The organism is Sphingobacterium sp. JB170 (assembly GCF_900163865.1).
Lineage (GTDB): Bacteria > Bacteroidota > Bacteroidia > Sphingobacteriales > Sphingobacteriaceae > Sphingobacterium.
In genome coordinates, this window is the sequence record NZ_FUKU01000027.1 from 130,850 (window position 1) to 152,257 (window position 21,408).

Here is a 21,408-nt window from a genome sequence, read left to right on the forward strand (position 1 = left end):
GGCAAATAACACAGGCGGACAACGCTTGTATCTATTAGTTAGCGTTCAGGCAAGAATGACACATCAACAGATAACTTACTGTTGACAAACTCACCTTTTTCACTGATAACTTGATTTCCCCATTCTGTTATTGCTTCTAAAATCGGAACAAAACTTTTCCCCAAATCAGTTAAGCTATAAATAACTTTAATTGGCGGTTTTCTACCGTAAACTTTCCGGGAAATTAAACCGTCCTTTTCTAGTTTTTTCAACTGTAAACTTAAAGTCATTTCCGTAACAGACGGCATTTCTTTACGAAGTTCACTATATCTTTTCGGCTCATCTTTTAAATGATAAAGAATAACTGCTTTCCATTTTCCACCAACCAAATCCATTGTTAGGCTTACCGTGCAAGGGTAGGTTTTCCCTTCCAGTTTTACAAAATCGCCAATGCATTCTGTTTTCATTTCTCAATGTTTTAAACCTATCTGATTTGATAGTTATTGCAAATGTATATTACTCAACTTAGTTTTGCAACTAAAATAATTATAGTATAAATTCTAAATAACAAATCATGAACGTAACTTTCATAGGACTCGGCATCATGGGCCAGCGCATGGCTCGACATCTCCTCAACCACCAATTACGCCTGACGGTCTATAACCGTTCGCCCGAACCGGTCCGGCAGTTAGCGGAGCAAGGTGCCAGGATGGCCGTCTCTCTGGCCGAGGCGGTGCAGGAAGCCGACATTGTTTTTACCATGCTCGCCTCTCCCGAAGCGGTAGAGCAGGTAGCCCTCGGGGACGAAGGATTCTTGCCCCACATGCGCTCCGGAGCCCTCTGGGCCGATTGCTCTACGGTCAACCCTTCCTTTTCCCGGATGGCTCACCAGGCAGCAGGGCAACATCAAGTACACTTTGTAGACGCACCGGTAGCAGGCAGTAAGCCACAAGCCGAAAGTGCCGAGTTGGTATTCTTTGTAGGAGGGGCTACGAGCGATGTAGAACAGGTTATTCCGCTGCTTAAGGTAATGAGCAAGAAGATTGTTCACGTAGGCGAGATCGGACAAGGCACCTCTTTAAAAATGCTGGTAAATGCCCTACTAGCCCAATCCATGGTGCTATTTTCCGAAGTGCTGCACCTAGGAGAAAAGATGGGCTTATCACGAGACTTCCTGCTCGATACCCTTCCTGGCTTGCCAGTATCTCCTCCTTTCATTCAGGCGAAAGCCGAAAAGATTCGTCAGCAGGATTACGCCCCCGAGTTTCCTCTGGAACTAATGTACAAAGATTTGCACTTGGCGGCGCTGACGGCCTACGAGCATCAGCAGCCCCTGTTCCTGGCGAATCTGGCGAAAGAGCTGTACGCCCAAGCTATCCAGGCAGGATTGGGTCGGGAAGACTTTTCGGCAGTACATCAGTGGATGGGAGGAGAAGGAGCAGAATTAAAAGTTTCAGGAGGATTTAACTTAAACACATTATCGTAAAAGCTATGAAAAAGAAAATTTTAATTGTATTTGCACATCCAGAAGCTACTTCGCTTACGCTTACAATGGTGAACACAAGCATCGAAACCTTAGAAAAAATGGGACATGAAGTCATTTTATCTGATTTGTATGCTATGAAATGGAAAGCAGTTTTTGATGAATCTGATTTTCCCAAAAGAGTAAATTCAGACCGTCTTTCATTTATTCATGAATCAGGTAATGCCTATGCCACACAAAATCAATCTGCCGATGTTGTTGCTGAACAGAAAAAATTATTGGATGCCGATGCAGTCATTTTGCAATTTCCATTGTGGTGGTACAGTACGCCTGCAATTTTAAAAGGATGGATAGAAAGAGTATATGCTTTCGGATTTGCTTATGGCTATAAAAACGGCACCAATGAATTTAGATTTGGAGAAGGAATTTTGAAAGGGAAAAAAGCATTGGTTTCTGTTTATACAGGTGGTCCGCAAGCCGATTATAGTCCGAGAGGTGTTAATGGGCCAATAGAACAGCTATTGTTTCCGTTGACGCATGGCGCATTATTTTATCCTGGGATGGAAGTATTGCCCACGCATGTTATTCACAGTGCAGCATTTATTACTCCGGATCAAGTTGAAATCGAAAAGGAACTTTGGAAAAAAAGGTTAGAAAATTTATTTATTGAAAAACCGATTCCTTTTAGAGAGCAAAATGGTGGTGATTATCCTGATAGACATATCTTAAAAGATACTGTTGCCATTGGTAAAACAGGCATTGTAGCTCATATAGTAGATTAAAGAAAATTATATAGAAATCAAATAGAAATTTAGGATCGTCAATTTCTATTTGATTTCTGTTTTTAAAAAGGCATAATAAATAATAATAACAAACCATTTATTTTACATTTTTAAATTGAAACATAAAGAATATACCTATCGCGACTGGACAAGCGACCGTTACATAGGGACAATCAGTGAAAATATTGAGAAAATCTTGCTATAATCATATACAAAATCGCTGTATTTGGCTTAACAATTAGAGTAAACTTGCTAAATGCGTCATTCGTAGAGTAAGGAACTTTTTAAAATGTAAATTACTGATAATCAAAACATGATAGCTTAGGTTCTGAACCCTAGCTGTTTCGAACTTTACATTTCTAGTATCAGTAAAGGATAACCGAACATTATCGTTGAGTCCCAATATTTTTTTACTGATATATCTCAAACTATGGTTGACGGTGATAAGCTGATACTTATTAAAAATTGAAGATAATTCGAAATCAGCTCAGATGGTGTAGAAGATAGGAGTCAAAGATTCTAAGTCTTTTAGTCCGTTCAGAGCCTACATACGATAATATAATTTTAACAAATGACTCACCCCATCCCTTGAAGGTAGTGTAACGCGAACTGTGTCAAGGGCAGTTTTTGTGCTGTTGTTCCCCAATTGGCCAGTGGCAACGTCCATTTCTTCTTAATGTTTTTATGGGCTAGATAGATCAGTTTCAATAACGCCATATCTGAAGTGAAGGCTCCTTTAGTTTTAGTGACCTTACGGACTTGGCGATGGAATCCCTCGATTGTATTGGTGGTGTAGATCAACTTTCGGATGGACTTATCATATCGGAAATAGGTGGTCAGACGATCCCAGTTACGCCGCCAAGAGTCGATGACCACCGGATACTTTTCACCCCCACTTATCCTGAATTTATCCTTCCGGAATCCGGCAAGATCCAATGTGTCAGAGACAAATGCTCCGTAAACTCCTATAACACTCCAATTCATTGTGCTTTTCTATTTGGTCTGTTTTAATCGAACGATTGTTGCCTGCAAAACGATTTCAAATATGAATACTAATTTGATTTTCTAAAAATCAAATTAGAGCCAACAATACTGTTGCACCATGACATTTATTTAGTTCGCTTGGATAAAATCGAACTTAAATAAAAAGGCCATATGTATTTTGGCAAAAAAGGACAACAATGAACAAGCCTATAACATTCTTTTCAACCATATTTTTTTTGGTACTATCATGCAGCATGGTTAAAGCCCAATTCCAGAGTGATGATTCTCCGACACCTGCAATAGAACAATTGCTCAAAAAGATCGATAGTGTTCTGCAGAAAGAACATATGCCAGGATTGATGATTTCCATTGTAAAAAAGGACAGCGTTTTGTTTGCCGGAGGATTGGGGTATGCCGATTTAGAACAAAAAATAAGAGTTGATAGTAGAACGCAATTTCATTTAGCATCTGTCACAAAATTTTTTGTAGCAATGGGCATCCAAAAGCTAATATCGGAAGGCAAGTTAAATCTCAAGGATAAATTACAGGATATAGCGCCAGAAATTCCTTATAACAACAAATGGGAATCTACTCATCCCGTAAGAATCATACATTTATTAGAACATACTGCGGGCTTCGAAGATGTACAACTGAACAAGATGGTCAATACAAACCGGGTACCCCAAAGGGGAATAGATGCCATCAAATTCGTAAAAAACTCTTTTACCTCTAGATGGAAACCAGGAGAAAGGATGTCATACTCAAATCCTGGATATAATATTTTAGGATATGTAATCGAAAAAATTTCCCAAAGACCTTGGGATGAATATATACAAATGAAATTGCTTAAACCGTTAGGTATGCATAATACTCTTTTTGACCTGAGCGGTAAAAGACAATCGTCATTTGCAAAAGGTTATAATTTTAAGAATGGGATATATAAACTTCTTCCACTTTATGGACCCAGTGCTAACGGAGCCGGTAGCGCACTGGTCTCCAATGCATCTGACATGTCCAAATTCATGTATTACCTTCTGAACAGTAGTGAAGACACTAGTGTCCTGCGGGCAAATGAATTAGATGAGATGGAAAAAGTCCACAGCACATTAGCGAGCCAACACGGATTACAGACAGGATATTCACTGGGCAACGAGCTGTTCCCGAACAACAAAAAAGTGACATTTAGGGGGCATAATGGCAAAGGTGAAGGTTTTGGTTCCTGGATATTTTTTAATAGAGAGGCTGGTTTGGCATATGCTATTTCCACCAACTGCAATACAAACCTATGGCCAGTATCCCAAGTTATTGAAGATTTTCTAACTAAAAACTTGGAAGCCCCAAAAATGCACACTGTAAAAATAGATCCATCGAAAATAGAACCCATGCTAGGGTATTACCAATTTATGAATCCCAAGAATGAAAGATGGTGGTTCTACAGAAGAATATTCGGAGGGATTAAACTTATGTCCATTGACAACGACAAACTTATCGTCGATAAAGGGCGTGGACAAGTTGACTCCTTGATTCACATAGGAGGTGGTGTTTTTCAATTAAAAGGAGATATAATTCCCTCAGGTGTTATAGGTCGTGATAATGAGGGACGTCCTTTCTTTCAGGGTTATGGCAATAGCTTTTACAAAAAAACAGTTTATCTACCAATCCTATTACAAAAGATTCCTATTTACCTCGGTTTGATTGCAGCCCTACTGTCTATAATCTACACGATTGCCGGAATACCCTTAACATTATTTAGAAAAATAAAAATAATAGACCTTTGCTTAGTCCTTTTGCCCTCCCTAGGCATTGGCTGTTTTCTAGCTTCCTATCGTCTATTGGGAGCAACGGATGCGATCCATAAGGAACTTTTCACGACCCTGAATGGGACAACTTTTTCCATTTTCGCAGGTATGCTTTTTTTCGGGATCAGTGTTGTGATTGGAACATATTTATTGTACAAACGATGGTCGAAAATTAGTAAAAAATGGATAAAGTTTGCCTTGGCTTTCAATATCATATTCTTGTTTTATTTGGTTGTGTTATTTTCAATCCACGGCTGGATTGGACTCCCTATCTGGAGCATGTAATTTATACTTTTCGCGAAAATATCATAAATTTACGGAAACAGCCCAAATGATCGGATGTCTGAAATAAATACCTTTACTGCGTTCTATGCCTTTTCCGGAGGAGCATTATGGTTATTAGGATCCCTGCTTTTTATCGGGGTCGATAAAGTCAATACACAATCCAATCGATGGCTTGGGGCATTCTATTATATCCTTGCATGCACTTTTACTCAACTTTTCTTGGAAGGATTTGGAATTGGCGGCGATTTCCTGATCCATCTACTTGAACTACCAAGGTGGGCTATGTTTCCCTGCCTCTACATGGCTGTAAACCATTACAAATCGTCTTCTTTACCCAAAAAGGACTGGCTTCTCCATTTCGTACCGTTTCTGCTTTTCCTTATATTTTCTCTGGTACACTTGATGCCAGTTCTGTTTAATGAGCAAAGCCATCTGCCCGCATTGCCTTCGTGGATCGGGTTTATCGTCCGATATTTTTTCTTCTGCCAGATGATTTATTATTGGATTGTGTGTTTGTATCTCTTCCGCTCGCATCAGAAAAACATTAAAATGGTGGCTTCGTTTACAGAAAAAATCGATCTGGAGTGGCTAAAATATCTATTGATTTCCGTATTATTCTTGATTTTCATCCGTATACTGAGTACATCCCATATTCATGTAGCTTATTATTCCCCTATCCTTTATTTCTTGGGGATAATCCTTTTGGCATATTCAACACTTACTCAAAAATCAATTTATACTGTCGAAACGTTTCGGCCGATGGAAATAGACGAAATCACACAAAAAAAGACACTAAACGAACGGCTTACAATTGAACAAGTTGAAGAACTCAAATATATAGTAATGCGAAAGACAGTCGACCAAAATCTATATCTCGACCCAGGCCTGACCCTTTCCGTACTTTCAGACAAAGTAGGCATCAGCACCCATGAACTTTCCTACGTTCTTAATAATGGGCTTGGTAAGAACTTTTATCAGTTTATCAATGAGTTGCGAACGGAGGAAGCAAAATCACTTCTATTATCCGAGGACACCAACCACCTAGATATGCTTGGTATTGCCATCAGAGCTGGATTCAATTCTAAAACTACATTCTACACTACCTTTAAAAAAGCTACCGGCATCACTCCAAAAGAATACATTAAAACAAATTCAAAGGTTACTTGACCATAATTATGTTCAGGTGTATCCACCCGAACTTCGTCTAATAGCCAAAGGGTTATCATTGTGTCATAAAAAAGATAATTATGAAAACAATCAACTCGTTCAAGTCTGCAATCGCTCCCGAAATCAGGGTGGCCATTGGCAGCATTTTATTGGTAAGCGTATTTCTTTCACCGAAATGTTATGCACAAGCATCTGCCCAAACAGTTATTATCGCACAAGGCGATAACCGACAACCCAAAACGATATCTTTGGAAAAATTCTCAGGATATTATCAACTTCCTAATAAAGCGGCATTTATTCAATTTGAGCTTAAAGACAATGCTCTTTTTGCCAAAAAATTATGGGATAACAAAGAATATCAGCTTACCCAGATCAATGAAACAAGCTTCGAAACAAAAACAGAAGGTCACAAAGTCCAATTTTTTAAAGACAGTTCGGGTCAATTCACCTCCGCTAAGATATTGGAAAGAATCGTAACGGTAAAAGTCGGGTTTGATCCCAAAACAATCAAACAGCTACCGGCAGCACAACTTAAAAGGCTCGAAGGCACCTATATCTTAAAGGATGACAACAGCCTTAAGATCGATATCCGATCTTCCGTACACGGATTGACCATAAAACAGCTATGGGACAATAAAGAGGTTACTTTTACGCCCAGATCGGAAACTTTTTTTCTAAATGAGGACAGTACTTTCCCGTTAACATTTTTATTAAGCGATGGAGAAGCTGTGCAGGTCACTTGTTTTGAGAACGATGTGTGGCTCAAAGCGAAATAGTCAGAGCATGGAAAAGTTAGCTAGTCTATTTTTTTTACTTGGCTTATGTTATTCTATTGGATGTCTAATGGGATAGCACAGCAAGTAACAGACGAAAACTTTAACTATCTGGTTTCATTACCTATGTATAAGATTGGAAAAGGTCCCTTGATTTTATTTGATGAAGTACATAATAATGCCTCGACATTAAAGGGCTCCTATTCAACGTTCGGTAAACTGCTCCTAAGTGACGGCTATAATGTGATAAGTAGCAAAGAAAAAGTAAGTCTCGAACTTTTAAAAAAAAATAAAGATCTGCGTAATCGTGAATGCAATGTATGATTTGGAAGATTGGAATCTGCCAGCGAGGTCAGCTTTTTCCCAAGAGGAGATAGATGAATTATCGACATGGGTTGCTGATGGTGCAGTTTATTTCTTGTAACGGATCATATGCCGTGTGGCGTTTCTGTTAACGATCTGGCCGCTAGATTTGGAATAAACATAACTAATGGTTTCGCACTTAGAAAAGATAGTAGACCAGAGGTATTTTCAAAAGAGAGAAAGACTCTTATCTAAAATGAGATTACTAGCCCTTCTGGCAAAGATATCGACAGCATCATGTGCTGGGTTGGAACAGGATTTATTGTTCCGCCCCAGCTCATATTATTTCCGTACTAAGCGAATATGTTAGGGATTATTTTGTAACGTGTTGTGGGCTGTATTCTATCTTGTGCTGGTCCATAATTAAAATTCCAATTCAATATGTCGTTATGAAAAATGGTCTTTTTAGTTTTAAATGTGCCTAAATACGAGTTTTTAACTATCGACGGTATTTCGGTTCATAGCAATCGAAAATAGACTAAAACAAGTTTTTACTACTCATCGTTTCTTTGTAATGTCGTGAATAACATCCTTCAATTGATGTAAATGCCGCTGTGTATGATACGTATTAAACCATGCCCACTCCAATCTAGTAAACGCGCCGTATTCTGGTATGACAAAATCGAGGCAGGTTTCAGAAAGGTCTCTTGTATTTATAATTTCCATAATCTGTGCAACACGATTCTGCAGATTCATCAATAAACGGGATTTATCAAGGTGCTGCTCGGAGGGTAATATTGCTTTAGGAGATTGCATCTGTATAGTAAAATCTGTAAATACATTCCTAATGGAAGACACCTTTTCCTCCGGCGCGCGGTTAGTCGACTCTGTATGTCCGATCATTGTTTCAGCCGAAGCATAGGACTTGTGTATATGATCACTAATCTGTCCCGGGGACCATCTTCCATATTCCGGCTTCATATTAAGTTCATCTTCGTCCAACGTCTCAATTAGCGTGATGAATTCGTCTGTTGCTTGTTGAAAAGCTTCGCTTAGTTTCATATTCCGCGATATTTTTTTTACAAAAATTTCTTAAAAATCACATGACTATTTACAAACCAATCATCGTAGTACAAAGATCATATCAGTCCTCTGCTATTATACGTGATGATCTGTCGTCTCAAATTTATGCGTATTCATTTTTAGTCGACTTCGCATAAGACAAGAAATTGAAATGCGAAATAATAATGTAATAGGAATGAATAGACCAAAAAATCACAATCGACATGTTCGAGGTTCTAATCTCACAACTTAGGCTATTCATTTCTTAAACTATCGACAGGATTACCTCGCGCAGCCTTAATGGCCAAGGTACTGACCGTAAATAATGCGATAAACAAAGCTATTAGGCCGGCTATGACGAACATCCACCAATGCACGTCTATTCTATACACAAAACTGTCTAACCAACGTTGCATTACCAACCAGGCTATGGGTGAAGCTATAACAACGGCTAAAAATACAAGTTTCAGAAAATCTGCAGATAACATCGTAAAAATACGAGCAACCGACGCTCCTAATACTTTTCGGATACCAATTTCTTTTTCACGTTGTATCGTAGCAAAAGAGACCAATCCAAGAAGACCTAAACACGCTATAAAAACAGCTATTCCGGAGAAGATTGCCGTCATGGTCTGTGTTCGTTTTTGTTGAACGAACTTTGAAGCATAGGCCGAATCTGCAAAACGTATATCGACAGGATAACCTGGATTATATTTCTTTAGAATAGATTGTATTTGCTCTATGTTTTCGACGAGATTATTGCGCGTATTTAATCGAATGTGTACGAAGCTAAACCAACTCGCTGGTCCTTTTACAATCATTGGCTCGATAGTTTCATAAGGAGACTGCAAGATAAAATCCTGAATAACACCAACGACCTTCCAATTTTTTTGGTATTCGGTGCCTTTTAATGATATAATTTGTGTGCCAACAGGATTCTTTAGTCCCATACGTTTTACTGCCGCTTCATTTAAAAGCACTGAATTGGAATCAGCAGGGTGGTTGTAAACATCAATATCACGGCCTTCCAATAGTTTAATGCCCATTGTTTTAGTGAAGTCCACGTCACTGCTCATACCGTTGAATACGGCATCGAAGTCCTCCGGTTTACTATTAGGCCAAGCATAACCCCAGTTATTATTTGCGTAGTGGGTGATACGTCCCAGGCTCTTGGTAACACTATTTGCAATTCCATGTTCTATTAACTCATTGCGCAAAACGTTATAGTTCTTATTTAAATTGCCATCTAAAGGTATATATACGAGGTTGTTTTGTTCATATCCATTATCTCGATTTTGTCCATGACGGATTTGCTGACCAATAATAATAGTACATATTCCCAAACATATAGAAATCGTAAACTGTAAAGTTACCAACACCTTTCGCGGTTTAAATCCACGACCAATAGCAGTAAAATTTCCCTTTATCGTTCTCATCGGTTCAAAAGACGATAATACGAAAGCGGGGTAAATACCAGCTCCCAAAGCCGAGAAAATAATAACGACAAAAAAAAGTCCCCAAAACATTAAAGATTGACCATCGATACCAACGTTACTGTCTGCAATCTCATTGAAAATAGGTAAACCGAGTATCGTGAGAAGAAGGGCTAGAGCGCCGGCAATAATGGTCAAAATAAATGACTCAATTAGAAATTGTTGGATTATAGTTCTTCTTGGGGCTCCTACGACTTTACGAATCCCGACTTCTTTTGCACGCCTTTCGGCACCGGCAGTACTAAGATTAATAAAGTTGATACAGGCGATCAAAAGTATAAAAAATCCAATAAGAGCAAACATACGTATTGTAATAATGTTCCCTCCTACCATTTCTCCATTAATAGACTCGTTATACAGGTGCCAACGACGAGCAGGATATAGATAGATACTCGCTTTCACGTCACTATCAGTGTGTCTTCTCACTAGGTCCGCTAAATTGTGATTCGTAGTTTCAATGGAAGCACCTTTTTTGAGTAGCACATATGTCTTATGATTATAATTTGTCCACGATTCATTTTCAATCCAACCGGTTTTTCTCAGATAATCCCAAGAACAAAAGAATTCCTCCCCGTGAAATGTCGAATTCCTCGGAATGTCCTCGATGACCGCTCGTACCACCATCGTGACTGCTGTATCAATCTGTACGGCTTTCCCTACTACGTTAGTTGTTCCAAAAAGTTTTGTTGCCAAGGATTCCGTCAAAACAATCGAATTAGGCCCCGAAATTGGTGATTTTGTATTACCATCGATAAACGGAAAATCAAACAGCTTGAAAAATGAAGGATCACTTACAATACCCGAGGCTTTAAAACTTTGCGATCCGACACGGAGCAACGGATTTGCGTTTCCAATTCGAACAACCTCCTCTAGTTCAGGATGATCTTGCTTTAAGACAGGGCCCAGAACAGCAGCTGTCCCTCCCCAGGTATGCTTTTGGCCGTCAAATTCATCCAGGGTATAAACTTGATATAACCGATCCGAAGTAGAATAAAAACGATCGAAATTAATTTCCGAACTTATCCAAAGTCCCATAATAATTGCGACGCTCACACCCAGTGCCAGACCTACAATATTTATGGAAGAATATCCTTTATTTTTCCATAAAGTTCGCCAGGTTATTTTTAAATGGTTCGTCATCATAAGTAGCATAATGAGTTATTCCAAGTAACTCAAATTACAGTTTCATCGTGTTTTCCAAAGGCTATGCCATCCCATCAAACAATTAAATAACAGAGGATTACACTTTAATACACAATATATATGTCCAGTATCGTGCACTTCACTGTTCGTTATCGAACAGTCCTGTACTAAAAAACAAATATAAATTTTCTTACCGAATTTTTCTTTTTAACTAACGGAAGTGGATCACAGTTAAATAATTTAACTTGTTGCAATTCTAGTATTATTCTTCTTTAAATAATAACGTTATCCGACTTAGTTCCCAAGGCCACCACTAAGCAAAAACAGAACGCGGCCTCATCGTTGGGTGAGTCGAGGAAATCTGAAGTCTATCATAGCTAAAGTCTACGCTGGGGATTCCATCCTAATATTTCGCGAAGTAATTAACCCATAAAACTATATGCGAATCTTTTCCCGCAAATCCTTAATTTCGTCAGCATAAAAATCATAAATAATGAAAAAGTTATTGATATTATTTGTTTTGAGCTCCTCGTTAGCGTACGGACAGAGAAATTTCACTGTGGATGAAACGGTTGACGGACCTCGCCAATTTGCTCCAAAAACAATATATGCATCGAAGTGGATCACCGGTACCGATACTTATTCCAGTCTAGATAGTAATTTTCAAAACCTATTAACCCGGTCAGCGGATCGGAATTGGGAGCCAAAACAACTCCTCGCGAAAACAACACTGGAAGCTGCCTTACGAACGGCAATTAAAAATGAACACTTCGAGCTGAGGTCCATACCTATTGATTATAACTGGGTTGATGAAAATAATATCAACCTGGTAATCAATGATGAAAAAATGAGTTACAATATTATCTATAGTATGCTCAGCAATGAAGCAAAAGTAACCTCATTTATAACCACGGAGCTTGCTAAGAACCAAATAGCAACGGCACATGGTCAAACGGCCTTCTTGAAAGGGAACAATATTAGCATCGTGCGATCCGACGGTAGTGAGATTCAGGTCACCACAGATACAGTCGCGGGGATTATTAACGGATCAGCCACGGTGCACCGTAATGAGTTTGGTATTGACAAAGGAATGTGGTGGTCACCGGACGATAAAAAGCTCCTATATTACACCAAAGACGAAAGCAACGTTAGCCTATACCCACTTCCACAATGGGACACGCGCGTGACGACCATTAAAGATATACGTTATCCAATGGCCGGGATGCGCAGTGAAGAAGTATCGTTAAATATTTTCAATTCCGAAACAAACGAATATATCCACCTGCAGACTGGCGAGCCCAAAGAACAATACTTAACTATCGTAACTTGGGATCCGAACAGTACTTTCGTGTATGTAGGTATATTAAACAGGGGCCAGGATCACCTCAAATTGAATAAATACGACGCCAACACGGGCGTTTTGATGAACACTCTTTTTGAGGAAACCTCGGATACGTGGGTAGAGCCGCAATATGCGCTAGAATTTGTACCAACAAATCCAGAACAGTTTATATACCAAACCGATAAAGAAGGTTACAACCAACTCTATCTTTACAACACCAGTGGACAAATGATCCGCAGTTTAGGATATAAAGACGTTATCGTTACTAATTTCCAGGGTTTCAATAACGAAGGCACTAAGGCGTACTATATCGGCGCGACAAATCAAGGTATGGATCGCCATCTTTTCGAAGTCGAATTGAAAACGGGAACGACGGAACAACTAACGCAAACCGAAGGCACCCACAGCGCAAGTCTTAGCCCCAGCGGTCGTTATATTTTGGATCAATTTAGTAATCTCGAGACTCCAAATGCAATACAAGTTATTGACAGGAAAAACAATAACACAACGAAAGTTCTTTCTGCAAATAATCCTTTCACGGGTGTTATAAATATCCCGAAAATTGAGTTTAAGACTTTTACAGCCGCCGACGGAGCAACCCCTCTAAATGCACGGATCACCTACCCTACCAATTTTGATCCGAACAAAAAGTATCCGGTAATGGTATATTTATATGGGGGATCACATGCCCAGTTGGTAAACAATAAATGGCTTGGTGGGGTCGGGTATTTCGATCTGTATATGGCACAACGGGGTTATTTGATATTTACAATTGACAATCGAGGATCAGATTCGCGTGGTAGAGATTTTACGCGAGTAACACACCGAAATCTCGGGGAAGCAGAGATGGCCGATCAACTCGTCGGAATTAACTATCTAAAATCACTCCCCTATGTCGATAGCGCAAATATGGGTATTTTTGGATGGAGCTTCGGCGGATTTATGACCACTTCCCTGATGACTAAACAAAATAATATTTTTAAAGCTGCGGTTGCTGGAGGACCAGTGATGGACTGGAAATATTATGAGGTAATGTATGGCGAGCGCTATATGGACACGCCTTCGGAAAATCCAAAAGGGTATAAAAAAACTTCTCTATTAGATAAAGCGGGAGAATTGAATGGTCACTTATTGATTATCCACGGAGCGCAAGATCCTGTCGTTGTGCAACAGCATAGTATGGAATTCATTCAAAAATGTATTGAAGAAGGAAAGCCAATCGACTATTTCCTATATCCCACCCATGAACATAATGTGTTGGGCAAAGACAGGATACATATGTATGACAAGATTGCCAAATACTTTGATCTCTATCTAAAAAAATAGTAATCAAACTGCCCAAAGGGATGATTTGACGGGTACAGATAACGACAGACGCTATCTGTGCCCGTTGACTTTTAGTAATTAAACAATCCATTAGCTAGGCCCCCCCCCGTTTAATGCTCTAAAAATGTTTTAGATCTTGCTGGACACGTCCGCCATAACACATACCCTCCCACCGTCGCTTGAAAAGTACAGCTAAATAATTGTAGTCTCGCATGAGGAGCATTTGTTGTTACAAAAGTTTCTGCAGATTTTTGGTTCCTAAAACCCTGTAAATACCTCTATAAACAACTTTATACGAAATTGTGGAATATAATTTCCACGACCCGTATGACCTTATTTTTAATATATCAAAAAAAAAAATAAAAAATTTGCTAAAACGTTTTTATATACATACATTAGCATTGTGAACGGAAATTTTAACCTATTTTAACACACCAACAAGCAGTTACTAACTAACAAAAACCGGCTGCTATTTTATTAAAAACGAATAACTTATAATTTTCGTAACCAAAAATTGACTGATAAACAAGTAGATCAAAATACTATAAACTGAACATTAAAACATTTTGTTCGTCGACCTTTTCAAACCTAACAGGTACGAACACTGAATTGTAAAATTATAAACTAAAAAAAAGAATTATGACAACTCATCTCGCGTGGTATATTCCTTAGGATCAGCCAAACTTAACTCATTAATTATAAAGTAACATTATCAATTAAATTATTAAACCTAAATGTATATGAAGGAGAAAATTCCTTATGCATATAGTATAAGTATACTTGTTGTATTATTCATATTACTATCTGATAACCAGTTATGGGCGCGGTATAAAATGAATTCTGAAGTGCACACACAAACTGCACTGCAAGACACCGTTGTACCCCAGCTTTTGGATTCGGTTTTCGATCTGAATTTTAAAAACATCCGTACCAAATCGATGGTACGAACCCCACGAGACATTGCTTTAAATGGATTCGCAACGATTACCCAAAATCTCAAAGGGGAAGCTGCCGGACTATATGCGACGGAATACAGTGGGGAACCGGGAACCAACAGTTCAATCTTTATCCGAGGGCTTTCTACACCTGTTTTCAGTCACAAAGATGTCTACTCAAATCAACCGCTGGTCGTGCTCGATGATATCCCATTGATTGGTACGCATCCGTTCTCTTACATGATTCAGGCCTACGATATTGATCGAATTGGTCCCGAAAATAATCTGTTGAGTAATATAGAACTAGATAATATTGCAGCAATCGAAATCCTAAAAGATCCTGCCAGTATCAGCGTTTATGGGCCGATGGCAGTAAATGGAGTAATTAAAATAACGTCCAAAAAAAGCGCAAGTATTAATAAAAAGAGAATTAGTCTGAACAGTTTCATTGGAATGTCTCAACGGCCGTCAGTTACTACTATTAATGGTGGTTATGAAAATGATTTTAGAAAGCAGTTTTATAACTTGTATACCAGCAACGGACGTTACGATGAAGACGAGACCTATCCAATTTACCTAAGTGACTCACTAAATAACCGATATTATGGCCCTTCTAACTGGTCGGATAGCTATTATAATAATGGAATGAACTACGGCGTAAATGCGAGTATTTCTGGTGGTAGTAAACGTTCTAATTTTCAATTCTCGTTGGGGAATCTACAAAATTCGGGAATTGCTGATGACACTAAATTCCGAAAATATAATGCCCGGTTCCAGTTAGACTTACAGCCCCTGAAATGGTTATTCTTTCATACGAGTATAAATGCAACCCGCTTGACGCGAAACCGAAATAAAAACTTACGTAATCGGTATGCGATGATGTCGTATTTCCCTGACCTGGGTGCGCCTCTAGCGCCGAACAAGGAAGCATACGACGATTATTTAGCTGAATACGACAAAAGTTTCGATAATAATTACTCGAATATCTTGGAAGGTAATCTCGCATTGAATATCCAGTTTGGTTCGTTTAAACTCAAATCCCGCCTATTGGTAGATTACAATGAAGGCTTCCGGGATTTGTTCTATCCAAGCACTTTATTAGAAGGAAACAACTTCGCGTCCAATTATTACGGGTACAACCAGCGACTTGTCTTTGATAATGTGGCATCGTATGATTGGAAACTAACCGATAAGAGCAACTTATTTTTAGAGGCTGCAAATGTTTTGCAGTGGGACAATCATAAATACAACTACGCATACGCATACAAAGGTGTAAACGATTTTATCAAAATAAATCTTTTGGAATCCGACCCAAATAACGGCAACTATCTCAATCCAACGGTATTTCCAAGACAACTGGTCTTTAAGTTCATTGACCGAACAGCAAACAACCTGATCTCTTTCTATGGAAGAGGAACTTATAATCTTAACGACAAATACACAGCGAGTTTATTACTTCGGTACGATGGATCGTCGAATGCGCAACCGACCAATCAGTGGATCTTCACACCTTCCCTTTCTTTAGGTTGGAATTTGAAAAACGAATTCTTTCGGGACAACGCAATGTATGAAAGTTTCAAGATCAGAGCTAGCGCGGGGAGATTAGGTATCCTTAATCAATATGATAACATCGCGCAAGGCCCACATTATACTGCCCAAGTAGGCTATACGGGAAACGTAATTGTACCAGGGTACAACGGTTTCGCCGCCTTGGTTAGACCCTATTCGGACGGCTGGACGGGATATGACATTCCTTGGGCTTATTCGGATCATATGAATTTAGGATTCGACTTCCAGCTTTCTAAACGCAACGTATACTTCTCTCTGGATGCCTATATCAAGCAAAATAAGAACCAGGTTCTTACCATGCCTGCTCACGCGGAATACGGTTATGAATATGCTATCGAACCCGGAATGGACGTGCAAAACAGTGGTGTTGAACTAACGTTAAGTGGTGACGTTGCGGCCCCCGCGTCTGGAAACTTTCGCTGGAATTCCGGAATAAATGTAGCGTTCAATACCAATAAACTGACTGCATTGCCTGGCGGTGCTAACGAAGTGGTTATTCAAGACCGGATGCTTAAAGTTGGTGAACGCATCGATGCCTTTTGGGTATTGGAAAATCAAGGAATATATGTCTCTGACAGTGAAATCCCAGTAGTTGACGGCGTAGCAAAAAATTATAACGGCATTACTTTTAAAGCCGGGGATCCTATTTGGAAAGATCAGAACGGCGATAACCGCATAACCACGGCAGATCGCGTGTTACGCGGTAATTACATCCCAAAAGTATCGGGATCTTGGCAAAATAATTTTTTCTACAAAGACTTTGATCTCAAGCTGAGTTTCTATTTCAACTTAGGACGTGACATCATCAACCAAGAAATGTCAAGAAGATTTGACTTTATCAGTAATGAGAATTCAGGCAATATCGATGCTGTCAAGGAGATAACGTACTGGGAAAAAAGAGGCGACTATAGCAACTATCCGCTTTATAATCCATGGAGTAGTGTTAGTGCTTACCAAACTGGTCAAGATCTATTCATGGAAAATGGCTCTTTTCTGAAACTTAGACAGGTTTCGATTGGCTATGACCTTACTAAAATTCTAGCCTCCCACCTCGATGGTGGGAAACTATACGTCTATGCGACAGCCAACAACTTACTAACATTATCCAATTATTCAGGACGTGATCCTGAAATAGCCAATTACCTAGGGTTTGATGAGGGATACAATATGATGATCCCCAGGACCTATTTAATTGGTTTCAAACTGAATTTTTAATAGCTGTTTTATGAAAAAGATATTCTATGTTTTAATGGTCGTTTGTATCTCTCTTAGCAGTTGCGAAAAAATGCTCAGCGTAGACTCTACTCGCGTCGTTTCGGACGAAAATATGTGGGAGAAAATGGAGGATACCCGGGCGGGACTGCTCGGCATATATGCACTCACGAAATCCGCATTAGTGGATCACAATGCATATTGGTTATATGGGGAAGTGCGGACCGGCGAATACTCTGTTCCGGTTCGTCGTGACCTAATGGCGATCTCGCAGCAAGATTTAAATGCAAACAATGAAACACTCGAGGCACTACGAAACTGGCGTAGATGGTACGCCGTGATTAATTCTGCTAATGTGTTTATTTCGCGTGCACCCGAAGTCCTAGAAATGGATGATCGTTACAAACAAGCTAATTTGAACGTCGACATCGCTCAGGCACGCCTACTACGGGCATTCGCATATTTCTATATGATACGCGTGTGGGGTGATGTGCCTTTAATTACCAGTTCTTCTGAAAACAATTTCGTCAATAAGCCGCGCGAAAACCAAGAAAAAATTCTCGCATGGGTAGAGCAAGAGTTGATTGACGCTATTCCTGCCCTACCGTTACGTTACAGTGTCGATGAACCAGAACAACTCGGCAACTATTACAACGAAGCGCAGTCCCGTTGGGATGGCGCAATTGCGACAAAAATAGCAGCATACGCGATACTCGCACACGTATCGGCTTGGCAAGGTAATTATCCGAATGTTGCGTCCTATACCGCTTTTATAATGGATAACTATGAAAAAGCAAATATCAATTATACAGCGACAAGCAGCCTTACCTCACCGAGTGGGTTCTTCTTTGACAAGCACAGTAGTCAAATGTTCGCTTTTCCGGGTGTGTGGGCACACTTAGAAGGCGCGTTTACGGGCAATATCGAAGAGCTCACGCTCGCAACACCGGTGATCAATAAAACGATGCCTGATATTTACCTGACCAAAGAAACCATCGTCAATGTGTTCAATGAAGCTAAAGACGAACGCTTTAGTATCGATACGCTTGGTAAACCGTTGAACGAAGATTACTTCCGAAATTTTAACGGTCGCTATCCAATCTTAAGCAAAATAAAATGTATCCAAGGCGGTAATACGGATCCCACATTCCAAATTTTCACCAGTGCGCTTGTATTCACACGCCTAGAGGATATTACTTTACTGCGCGCCGAAGCGTTAGCGGTATTGGGGGAACAAAACGGAGGAATTGATCTACTGAACCGCATACGTGAAAATCGCGGATTGCCAAATTACTCCGAGGCAATGAATGGCGATTTGTTGGATGCGATATTCCTGGAGCGCCAACGAGAGCTCATGGGTGAAGGACACCGCTGGTATGATATTGTACGCTACAACAAGATCAAAAACAACGATCCAGACTTTATACAACTCATTCAGGATGGGGGTATTTATTGGCCAATTTCTGAATCGGTATTGCAGCAAAACCCGCTCATCGAACAAAACAACTATTGGAATTAACCTATATAAAGTAAGTAAATTATGAAATTCCGTATTCTATTTATTTTATGCTGTGTGATGGCTTTCTCCTGCTCTAAGGATACTGGCTTCTACACCCATGAGATACAAAAGATCCGTTATGACGGTGATATCTACGCCTATTTAAAAAGTAAACCCGGGGTTTACGATTCCCTTGTTAAAGTGATCGACCGGGTGGGACTGCAAAATATCGTTGCCGATAGTACGATAACTTTATTTGCACCGACCAACGAAAGCTTTCGTTTGGCAATCGAAAACCTAAACAATATACGGCGTCTGTCCGAACAGCCGATCGAATATTTAGGAAATGTAAAGTATGAACAGCTCGATACAATGATGTCCCAATATGTGATTCGCGGCAGCTATGCCGGCGATTCACTAGCGAATCAAGATGGCGCGTTCATCTATGATTTCCGCAACGGATACCGCATGCACGGGAAGTTAATAGAATCCTTTTCTTCAGGATATGTTGAAGGAGGTCCTTCGCTAATTGAATTTAGTGATACCAAGCTAAGTCCATTCTTAAAAAATTGGGTATCAACGACCACCGCTTCGATCAACATCGAAGCCAATAATGGCATTGTACACGTACTTTCCTCGGAGCATGTTTTCGGTTTCAATGATTTCGTTAAACGATTCACATTGATACCGCCGCCACCAAACTTATTTGAAACCGTGGGTGGAATATTTACCACTTCGCATGAGCATGACGGAGGGCCTAATGCCGTGGAGGCGTCAAAATATGTGTTTGACGGCAACTCGCAAACGAAGTTTCTTCTCGGCTCATTTCCGAATTCATTGTGGCTGCAGGTTGAGTTAGACGAACCGTCGGTTTCCAACGCCTATACCCTAACGTCCGCAAACGATTCACCGGACCGCGATCCGATAGACTGGCGCCTGGAAGGCTCACATGATGGCGAATCGTGGACGCAGCTGGATGCGCGCTCATCCGAGGAGTTTACTGATCGATTTTTGCAGCGCGTATTTCGTTTTAGAAATACCGTAGCCTATAGTCATTACAGGCTGACAATTACGCGTATAAAGAGTGGAACCATGTTCCAACTAGCCGATTGGTCAGTCAATTATGAAGAACAGTAACTAAAAATTTTAACCGAATTAAAACTAAAAAATAACCCATTATGATGAGTTATACCAATTATAAAGCTATCGCGGGTGTTGTCGTACTATCCTTGGGTGTGCTGTCCTGTTCAAAGGTGTACGATTTACCAGAGGACAAAGATTTTATCAGTGAAAACTTGATTTATTCCACCCAAATTCTAGAAGCAACCATGGGGAGAACCTCCGTATTCAATCCCTTGAATTCGGATAATTCGACTCTCCCATTACACTTTGAGATCGTAAATCCCCGTTTTGGAGACGGCACGCCGGCGGCCGATTTCCTCCAGCCTGCGGAAACCTACGAGTGGATACAAGAGTACGACGGTGAAGAGACTTCCATAGAAGAAATTGAAAGTAAACGGCGATTGGTTACCAAACCAATGTTCGAAGTAGACTCCGGAGGACGATTTATTATGCATGCTTCGGCAACCAACGAACTTATAAAACCTAGACCAACAGATTCAGTATTAAAAACCCAAGATATTCGATTCTTTGATTTAAAATTAAGTAATTCAGGGGGGATTCGGTATGTCAAAGACTTTCAACTTATTCCTTGGCGTGAGCTGGATTATGAACCTAGCGATTTGAATCCTTACACGGGGGAAATAGCTCCTGATCCTGTAAGTCCAAATGACCCGAGAAAACGCATGTATCTCGTACCCTCACGGATGCAAAATATAGTGGGCGAGAACACCAACATAGATCTAGTCAATAATGAACTTAAAAAAGACGTTGTCGTTTATATCCGTCCGTTTGAAGGTGGCAACGGAAATAAGCTTCGTATCAAATTCCTTGATAGCGATGAAAACCCAATCCATCCAGATGATTTTAATGAAACACGGTGGGATGAAATGTTCCATGGATTCAATAGAACAATTACTTCTGAGTATGTCGAGTACGACGTACTATACCCCATTCCACTTACGACAAATAAAACACCCTATGGTTCTGGCGGCTGGGCAAACCTAGACATTAAGTATTCGCGTTTAGGATGGGGCGGCATCCGGGTGTTGGGCGAGATGACTTTCGACTTTAAGATATTTAAGAAGGGCGACTGGGAAATTGTATTTCACTTTCGAAACGATAACCCAAAATTTGAAAACGAATAATACAGT

15 protein-coding genes are annotated in these 21,408 nt (G+C 39.9%); 11 read left to right on the plus strand and 4 right to left on the minus strand.

What is annotated here, in order from left to right; genetic code table 11:
* Positions 1-38: 38 nt before the first annotated feature.
* Positions 39-446: a helix-turn-helix domain-containing protein gene (locus tag FM107_RS08575; RefSeq protein WP_086948097.1), complete on the minus strand. Its 408-nt coding sequence runs from the start codon at positions 444-446 to the stop codon at positions 39-41.
* 107 nt (positions 447-553) lie between these two features.
* Here FM107_RS08575 and FM107_RS08580 point away from each other — a divergent pair, with 107 nt between their 5' ends.
* Together FM107_RS08580 and FM107_RS08585 are read left to right on the plus strand one after the other, a co-directional pair.
* Entirely contained in the window at positions 554-1,465 is a 912-nt protein-coding gene (locus tag FM107_RS08580; protein WP_086948098.1) for an NAD(P)-dependent oxidoreductase, read from the plus strand.
* 5 nt (positions 1,466-1,470) lie between these two features.
* Positions 1,471-2,244 (plus strand): NAD(P)H-dependent oxidoreductase, encoded by a 774-nt coding sequence (locus FM107_RS08585; protein WP_086948099.1) that lies wholly within the window; start codon positions 1,471-1,473, stop codon positions 2,242-2,244.
* A 576-nt stretch (positions 2,245-2,820) separates the two neighbouring features.
* On the opposite strand, the gene FM107_RS08590 is transcribed toward FM107_RS08585, so the two are convergent.
* Complete coding sequence (locus FM107_RS08590; protein WP_373407994.1) at positions 2,821-3,228, minus strand: transposase; 408 nt, start codon at positions 3,226-3,228, stop codon at positions 2,821-2,823.
* A gap of 197 nt (positions 3,229-3,425) precedes the next feature.
* Between FM107_RS08590 and FM107_RS08595 the strand changes: the two genes are divergently transcribed.
* The 4 genes from FM107_RS08595 to FM107_RS08610 all read left to right on the plus strand — a co-directional run bounded on the left by FM107_RS08595 (position 3,426) and on the right by FM107_RS08610 (position 7,576).
* Complete coding sequence (locus tag FM107_RS08595) at positions 3,426-5,312, plus strand: serine hydrolase (protein ID WP_086948100.1); 1,887 nt, start codon at positions 3,426-3,428, stop codon at positions 5,310-5,312.
* Between the two features lie 54 nt (positions 5,313-5,366).
* Positions 5,367-6,479: an AraC family transcriptional regulator gene (locus FM107_RS08600; RefSeq protein ID WP_086948101.1), complete on the plus strand. Its 1,113-nt coding sequence runs from the start codon at positions 5,367-5,369 to the stop codon at positions 6,477-6,479.
* Between the two features lie 80 nt (positions 6,480-6,559).
* Positions 6,560-7,255: a hypothetical protein gene (locus tag FM107_RS08605; protein WP_086948102.1), complete on the plus strand. Its 696-nt coding sequence runs from the start codon at positions 6,560-6,562 to the stop codon at positions 7,253-7,255.
* 60 nt (positions 7,256-7,315) lie between these two features.
* Positions 7,316-7,576, plus strand: a complete 261-nt coding sequence (locus FM107_RS08610; protein WP_086948103.1) for a hypothetical protein — start codon at positions 7,316-7,318, stop codon at positions 7,574-7,576.
* A gap of 537 nt (positions 7,577-8,113) precedes the next feature.
* Here FM107_RS08610 and FM107_RS08615 read toward each other — a convergent pair.
* Positions 8,114-8,617 (minus strand): DinB family protein, encoded by a 504-nt coding sequence (locus tag FM107_RS08615; protein WP_086948104.1) that lies wholly within the window; start codon positions 8,615-8,617, stop codon positions 8,114-8,116.
* A 254-nt stretch (positions 8,618-8,871) separates the two neighbouring features.
* On the minus strand, positions 8,872-11,253 hold the full coding sequence (locus tag FM107_RS08620; protein WP_179204440.1) for an ABC transporter permease: 2,382 nt from the start codon (positions 11,251-11,253) through the stop codon (positions 8,872-8,874).
* 493 nt (positions 11,254-11,746) lie between these two features.
* On the opposite strand from FM107_RS08620, the gene FM107_RS08625 reads away from it, so the two are divergent.
* The 5 genes from FM107_RS08625 (at position 11,747) to FM107_RS08645 (ending at position 21,402) form a co-directional block, all read left to right on the plus strand.
* Entirely contained in the window at positions 11,747-13,921 is a 2,175-nt protein-coding gene (locus tag FM107_RS08625; RefSeq protein ID WP_086948106.1) for a DPP IV N-terminal domain-containing protein, read from the plus strand.
* Positions 13,922-14,661: 740 nt separating this feature from the next.
* Positions 14,662-17,640, plus strand: coding sequence for a SusC/RagA family TonB-linked outer membrane protein (locus FM107_RS08630; protein ID WP_179204441.1), 2,979 nt, complete (start codon positions 14,662-14,664; stop codon positions 17,638-17,640).
* Between the two features lie 10 nt (positions 17,641-17,650).
* Complete coding sequence (locus FM107_RS08635) at positions 17,651-19,156, plus strand: RagB/SusD family nutrient uptake outer membrane protein (RefSeq protein ID WP_179204442.1); 1,506 nt, start codon at positions 17,651-17,653, stop codon at positions 19,154-19,156.
* Between the two features lie 21 nt (positions 19,157-19,177).
* Entirely contained in the window at positions 19,178-20,272 is a 1,095-nt protein-coding gene (locus tag FM107_RS08640; protein WP_086948108.1) for a discoidin domain-containing protein, read from the plus strand.
* 41 nt (positions 20,273-20,313) lie between these two features.
* The gene (locus tag FM107_RS08645; RefSeq protein WP_086948109.1) at positions 20,314-21,402 is read left to right on the plus strand and encodes a DUF5007 domain-containing protein; all 1,089 of its coding nucleotides are present in this window, start codon (positions 20,314-20,316) and stop codon (positions 21,400-21,402) included.
* Positions 21,403-21,408: the final 6 nt, after the last annotated feature.

Coding starts and splice junctions, on each gene's coding strand:
- FM107_RS08640 (WP_086948108.1), top strand. CDS start 19,178: ATGAAATTCCGTATTCTATTTATTTTATGCTGTGTGATGGCTTTCTCC.
- FM107_RS08575 (WP_086948097.1), bottom strand. CDS start 446: ATGAAAACAGAATGCATTGGCGATTTTGTAAAACTGGAAGGGAAAACC.
- FM107_RS08600 (WP_086948101.1), top strand. CDS start 5,367: ATGTCTGAAATAAATACCTTTACTGCGTTCTATGCCTTTTCCGGAGGA.
- FM107_RS08590 (WP_373407994.1), bottom strand. CDS start 3,228: ATGAATTGGAGTGTTATAGGAGTTTACGGAGCATTTGTCTCTGACACA.
- FM107_RS08625 (WP_086948106.1), top strand. CDS start 11,747: ATGAAAAAGTTATTGATATTATTTGTTTTGAGCTCCTCGTTAGCGTAC.
- FM107_RS08595 (WP_086948100.1), top strand. CDS start 3,426: ATGAACAAGCCTATAACATTCTTTTCAACCATATTTTTTTTGGTACTA.
- FM107_RS08585 (WP_086948099.1), top strand. CDS start 1,471: ATGAAAAAGAAAATTTTAATTGTATTTGCACATCCAGAAGCTACTTCG.
- FM107_RS08620 (WP_179204440.1), bottom strand. CDS start 11,253: ATGATGACGAACCATTTAAAAATAACCTGGCGAACTTTATGGAAAAAT.
- FM107_RS08630 (WP_179204441.1), top strand. CDS start 14,662: ATGAAGGAGAAAATTCCTTATGCATATAGTATAAGTATACTTGTTGTA.
- FM107_RS08610 (WP_086948103.1), top strand. CDS start 7,316: ATGTCTAATGGGATAGCACAGCAAGTAACAGACGAAAACTTTAACTAT.
- FM107_RS08645 (WP_086948109.1), top strand. CDS start 20,314: ATGATGAGTTATACCAATTATAAAGCTATCGCGGGTGTTGTCGTACTA.
- FM107_RS08615 (WP_086948104.1), bottom strand. CDS start 8,617: ATGAAACTAAGCGAAGCTTTTCAACAAGCAACAGACGAATTCATCACG.
- FM107_RS08635 (WP_179204442.1), top strand. CDS start 17,651: ATGAAAAAGATATTCTATGTTTTAATGGTCGTTTGTATCTCTCTTAGC.
- FM107_RS08605 (WP_086948102.1), top strand. CDS start 6,560: ATGAAAACAATCAACTCGTTCAAGTCTGCAATCGCTCCCGAAATCAGG.
- FM107_RS08580 (WP_086948098.1), top strand. CDS start 554: ATGAACGTAACTTTCATAGGACTCGGCATCATGGGCCAGCGCATGGCT.